We start from the raw sequence: 3,794 nt of genomic DNA, 5'->3' as shown, positions 1-3,794 counted from the left end.
TTTACCCAGGTGGATAGAGGATTACAATTGCAGCCATCCGCACAGCGGGTTAAACATGAAATCACCTCGTGAATTCCTGGCGATGAAATTAGCCAGTTAATTGTCCGTTTTTATAGGGGCTAATACATTGGTTTAACCCAAATATCAACCCAAGAATGATCAGTGCGGCGATGAGCATAAAGCCAGCGAGATAATATACACTTCCCAGACGGCCGGCACTGTGGGAAAGTTCACTTACTTCTGCACGATGCGCCTTTACAGCAAAACGCTGAGGTGCCAAACCTGCCAATAATGCAATGAACTCATCAAGCTGGCTAGCTTCTAGCAAGTATGGGTCAAAACCATTCTGGCCATAGTGCTTAACGAAAAACTGTTGCAGTGCTTCCTCACGAACGAAATATTTAATTTCCCAACCTGTAAAATAATATTTAGAAATGGTCTCACGTTTTAATAGTTTGAATTGCTCATCCAATGGATTGAAAACAGCATCTCGATAAACCTTGTCGATGGTGGATGCGGGTGCTTCAAGACACTGAAAAAAGAAGTTATTGCCATACACTAAAACACCTGCCATTTCTCCACGCGCATTATTGACCTCTGCATTTTTAGTAATACGCTTCAGATGATCCCTAATGGTAGAGGGCAGCGCATTTGATGTGCTGGCATATGAGAATCTGGTCGGTTGTGGCATCAAAATCCTGAATAAAGTAATTACATTGCCAATAAATCAATACTATTATTATACATTTTTTTACATCAACACTTATTGATTTTTCATCTGTGATTCTGGTCGCTTTATCATTTTTATCCTTACCACCATTAATACTTATACAAGAAGGAATTTTATTTTTATTCCCTTAAGTGACCTAAACGCTGGCTAGCTTAAAGCCAATAATATACTGACTGAAGAACATATCCGCCGTGAACTCAAGCTAGTGGAACCCAGAATGATATCAGTAATAGGTACTGTGAATGGCCATGAGGTTAATACTGACACCGTTGGCTTACCCAATATTGAATGATAAAAAAGCCCAGTTAGTCTGGGCTTTTCTTTTGGGTACTTATCGTTAAAGCATTATTCCATTTACGACAGTCCGAATTTAAGCCAACAACTACCAGACTGTTTGCATAACTCCCATTTTGGGAGTATTATAACTCAATAGATCAGAGTTCAAGATATGCGTATATTGGCAAAAAGCAGATTAGTTGCATTTTGGGAAAGTAGTCCAGCTTACGCAGATTCTGAAACGCCTTTAACCGAGTGGTATAGGCACTTTGAAAAGGCCAGTTATGCAACGCCACAAGCGATTAAGGAAGTTTTTGGCACAGCCAGTATCTTAAAAGGTGGTCGTATTGTCTTTAATATTGGTGGCAACAAATATCGCTTAATCGTCGCCTTTGATCTTGAACGACAAATGGGCTTTATCAAGTTTGTTGGTACACATACTCAGTATGATAACCTCGATGCGGAGAATATATGATGAATCTTAAGCCTATTCGTAGTCATGACGAGCTAAGTGCTGCTTTAGCGCGTATTGAGGAATTATGGGGAGCACCCATAGATACCCCAGAGGGCAATGAGCTGGAAATATTAAGCCTGTTGGTAGAGAAATACGAAGATGAGCATTTCCCAATTAAGCCCTCTAATCCCGTTGAAGCAATTAAATTTCGTATGGAACAACAAGGTTTACAGCCCAAGGATCTAGAGCCATTTATTGGCGGCAGCGGCCGGGTTTCTGAGGTATTGAGCAAGAAACGTCGTCTAACGCTGCCCATGATTAGAAAACTTAATGCCGGGTTAAATATTCCACTGGAAAGTCTTGTTAATGCCTATTAACTTGACGGCATTTTGATTTTTAAATCTCAATATCAAGATATCAGTCAATAGAGATATCTATCATCCCTACTGAAAATTACTAAAGCAGTAAAATTAGAAGCACTTATAAACAATCAAGATATGACAAAGCAGGTTAAGAACCCTTTTGCCCTCTAAACACTCATTATCTTAAGACTTGAACGGGTTTCGGGAAACTAATTCCCACCATGCCCGCACTTATTTAATGTATTCATGAGGTAAGGTTTGCTGTTGAGCAACAGTATATTGTAGTAATTTGCTGGCCATTCTAAAAGTCCAAATCAACAGAATATCTAATCAATGGTATTAAAAAATTTAAAGTAAAATTACTAAAAGTTCCTATTATTGTTGATGATTTTTTTTATGATAGATAATTGGTTTTCAGGAGGGAAAAAATGATTATTCATCTGTTGGTTAGGGATAATCCCAATGTCACCTTTTCTATTGATAGTGAACCTGCTTACCTGAAAGAGGAGTTATACATCCACCGAATTACATCTGGATATGAAAAACTATGGCAGGAGCTTAAGCTCCCAAAATTCATGCATGTGGCCTTAAAGAAAACCTTTGAACATACCACCAATATGGTTTATCTGTATGACCTAGAGCATGAGCAAAAGCTCAATGAGATCGGTTTTTGTGAAATAATCAAAGTGAATTAGCCAATAAAATTCTCCCCTCTTCTATCTTTTTTATTGAAAAAGCAGGAATTTGTTTAACCTTTATTATAAAAATATTTACATACTTTGACTGTCTCATACTTCAAAAGTATCAAAAGAAAAGCTAATTTTTAAAGCATATTGGTATTTTGCTTTACCTACAAAAAGCGTTTAGTCATCATATCAAAAAGTAATCAATGATTGAAAATCTAACGCTAGTTCAATCTTGTCATTTCAAGCAGCCCATGCCTGGCTGCTTAGCCGATAAAGCAAAATTCAAATTCTCTAAACATGAGCATAAATCTCATTAGGCAGATAAACCAACCCGGTGACTACTCATCAGATTTTCAATCACTGTCCAGCCATTCAGATAATCCATTGTTTTAAATCGGGCATTGACCAGCATCCCTTCAGCCATATTCACCAGTAAATGCGCCAGAGTTGCCGGGTCACTGACCTGCAATTCCATCAACAGATTTTTAACCAGTTCAAGCTTCCAGTGCTTATGCCGGTGAATGATTTTAAAAATGGAGCCATACTCATCATCGCATTCAAAAGTCGCCTTATTAAACAGGCAACCATTAAAGTGATGCGAGCTGCTAAATTCCACATGCCACTGAAAAAATGCCTTGAGCTTTTCCGCTTGGCCAGAGACCCGGTTCATACGGTGGGTTAAGTCAGTCTGGATCAGCAGGCTTTCTTCTTTAAGACAATCCTCAATCAAGCTGGTCTTGGATGGGAAATATTTATAAAAAGTCATCTTGGCCACTTGAGAGGTACTAATGATCTTGTCCACCCCGGTACGGCTAAAACCATACTGGTGAAATAAGGATAAGGCGGTGCTGAGAATCTGGCTTTGCTTTTGGGTCATTGCTCAATCCTTTGGTTTATATAAAGTATCGGGGACACTCGATGGATGATCAAACTTGGTTTTAAATAATTGTTGGTCTTCTGCATAGCGCTTTTGATGATAGCTAATAGCCTTCTGGATTGCTTCAGTATCATCCACCGACAAAAGCCGGGCTTCCAATGCCAAGGCCATACATTCTGCAACGCCCCGCTTATAGTCAGGATATAGCCAGCGCAGCCTGCGACGATTGCCCATCAGGTGTTGTGCCAACTGATATTGCTCATATAATGTCATTGCAGCACCCAGTCCTAAACCAGATGGGTCGGATCAGGAACCGGATTATACGAAAAGTTTTTGTCATCCGGTGTCACTGTAATCACCGGCTTGCCGAGCTTATCCTCATAGGACTGTTTGCAGGCTGGATAGCCAG

The 3,794-nt window shown here is 39.6% G+C and carries 7 protein-coding genes; 4 read left to right on the top strand and 3 right to left on the bottom strand.

Annotated elements, in window-relative coordinates; translation table 11 throughout:
• On the top strand, positions 1-100 hold a 100-nt coding region (locus tag E2B99_RS11250), incomplete at its 5' end, for an integrase core domain-containing protein (RefSeq protein ID WP_134244542.1).
• On the opposite strand, the gene E2B99_RS11245 is transcribed toward E2B99_RS11250, so the two are convergent.
• On the bottom strand, positions 89-691 hold the full coding sequence (locus E2B99_RS11245) for a BLUF domain-containing protein (protein WP_134245035.1): 603 nt from the start codon (positions 689-691) through the stop codon (positions 89-91). The genes E2B99_RS11250 and E2B99_RS11245 overlap by 12 nt on opposite strands.
• Before the next feature lie 487 nt (positions 692-1,178).
• On the opposite strand from E2B99_RS11245, the gene E2B99_RS11240 reads away from it, so the two are divergent.
• The 3 genes from E2B99_RS11240 to E2B99_RS11230 all read left to right on the top strand — a co-directional run bounded on the left by E2B99_RS11240 (position 1,179) and on the right by E2B99_RS11230 (position 2,517).
• Entirely contained in the window at positions 1,179-1,481 is a 303-nt protein-coding gene (locus tag E2B99_RS11240; protein ID WP_076879184.1) for a type II toxin-antitoxin system HigB family toxin, read from the top strand.
• Complete coding sequence (locus E2B99_RS11235; protein WP_240687815.1) at positions 1,478-1,837, top strand: helix-turn-helix domain-containing protein; 360 nt, start codon at positions 1,478-1,480, stop codon at positions 1,835-1,837. The genes E2B99_RS11240 and E2B99_RS11235 overlap by 4 nt, the downstream gene beginning before the upstream one ends.
• 413 nt (positions 1,838-2,250) lie before the next feature.
• The gene (locus E2B99_RS11230; RefSeq protein WP_076879183.1) at positions 2,251-2,517 is read left to right on the top strand and encodes a hypothetical protein; all 267 of its coding nucleotides are present in this window, start codon (positions 2,251-2,253) and stop codon (positions 2,515-2,517) included.
• Positions 2,518-2,821: 304 nt separating this feature from the next.
• Here the strand turns inward: E2B99_RS11230 and E2B99_RS11225 are convergent, their stop codons facing one another.
• Both E2B99_RS11225 and E2B99_RS11220 read right to left on the bottom strand, forming a co-directional pair.
• Positions 2,822-3,385 (bottom strand): TetR/AcrR family transcriptional regulator, encoded by a 564-nt coding sequence (locus E2B99_RS11225; protein WP_134245034.1) that lies wholly within the window; start codon positions 3,383-3,385, stop codon positions 2,822-2,824.
• Positions 3,386-3,388: 3 nt separating this feature from the next.
• Complete coding sequence (locus E2B99_RS11220) at positions 3,389-3,658, bottom strand: hypothetical protein (protein WP_134245033.1); 270 nt, start codon at positions 3,656-3,658, stop codon at positions 3,389-3,391.
• Positions 3,659-3,794 lie beyond the last annotated feature (136 nt).

The organism is Alkanindiges illinoisensis, assembly GCF_004377485.1.
Lineage (GTDB): Bacteria > Pseudomonadota > Gammaproteobacteria > Pseudomonadales > Moraxellaceae > Alkanindiges > Alkanindiges illinoisensis_A.
The sequence above is the reverse complement of the archived record's forward strand: the minus strand, read 5'-3'. Positions and strand labels throughout refer to the sequence as shown.